This window comes from Streptomyces sp. NPDC031274 (assembly GCF_055570235.1).
In genome coordinates this window covers 1-1,216 of sequence record NZ_JBVIHP010000328.1, presented here as the reverse complement: position 1 = coordinate 1,216, position 1,216 = coordinate 1, and the positions used below count along the sequence as shown (strand labels likewise).

Genomic DNA, 1,216 nt, shown 5'->3' with positions numbered 1-1,216 from the left:
CTTCAAGGGCAAGCCCGGTCTGATCGTGGCTGCCGTCGCGGCCGCCGCGCTCGTCATCGGCGGCGTTGCCTGGGCGGTCGTCGGCGGTGACGACGGCGGCAAGAAGAAGCCCAGCGCCAACAAGAGCAACGACCCCAAGGCCAGCGAATCCGCGCCGGTCAACCCGGGCGACGGCTCCGGCGACGGTGAAGAGGAGCAGGAAGACCTCAACGCGGGCCGCCAGCCCGGCGAGTCCAAGGTGCTCTGGTACAAGGAGGCGCCCAAGGCGCCCGGTTCCGGCGCCGACGCCAATGGCATGTGGGTCAAGGACGACATCGCCGTCAAGGCCGCGTACAAGGAGATCACCGCCTACAACGTCAAGACGGGCGACACGGCCTGGCCGACGATCAAGTTCCCGCAGAAGATCTGTGGCACGACCCCGCAGATCACGAAGGACAACAAGATCGTCGTCGCGTACAAGGACGGCCAGAAGGACGACGCCAAGTGCAGCCAGATTCAGGTCGTCGACCTGAAGACGGGCGGCAAGGGCTGGACGAAGCCGGTCAAGGAGGAAGGTCTCTTCGACTTCGCCACCAACGCCGACCTCTCCCTCACCGGCGACACCCTGATGGTCGGCCGCTCCCAGTCCGGCACCGCGCTGCGGATGAGCGACGGCAAGGAGCTCTTCGTGTCCACGAAGAAGGACGAGGGCACCTGCTTCCCCAGCGGCTTCGCCGGCGGGAAGAAGATGCTCCGCGCCCTGTCGTGCGGGGCGGGCTCCTCCTCGGAGCACGACGAGCTGCAGCAGATCGACCCGAAGTCCGGCAAGGCCGTGTGGACGAAGAAGTTCCCCAAGGGCTGGAAGGTCGGCCGGATCTACTCCGAGAGCCCGACGATCGTCTACCTCACCAATGAGGACAAGAAGCAGTGGAACATCACCACGCTGAAGCCCAACAGCAGCGACACCCGCTCTGAGGTCAGCGTCGACGAGAAGTTCGCGCCGGAGTGCGGCGGCTCGACCTTCCTCGGCGGCAGCCTGCAGGGCTGCCTGGGTGCGACGACCGACGACAAGAACCTCTACCTGCCGACCGAGGCGACGTCCGGTGCCAACGAGGTCGTGGCGATCAGCCTGGCCACCGGCAAGGAAGCCTGGCGCACGAAGTCGCCGATCGAGGAATCGATGCTGCCGATGAAGGTCGACGGCGGTTCGGTCATCGCCTACGTCAACCCTTCGTAC

General features: G+C 66.1%; 1 protein-coding gene. It reads left to right on the top strand.

The features are described from left to right. Window positions 1–1,216 (top strand): outer membrane protein assembly factor BamB family protein (locus ACZ5CR_RS46090; RefSeq protein WP_468869939.1); only part of this gene is annotated, 1,216 nt, incomplete at both ends.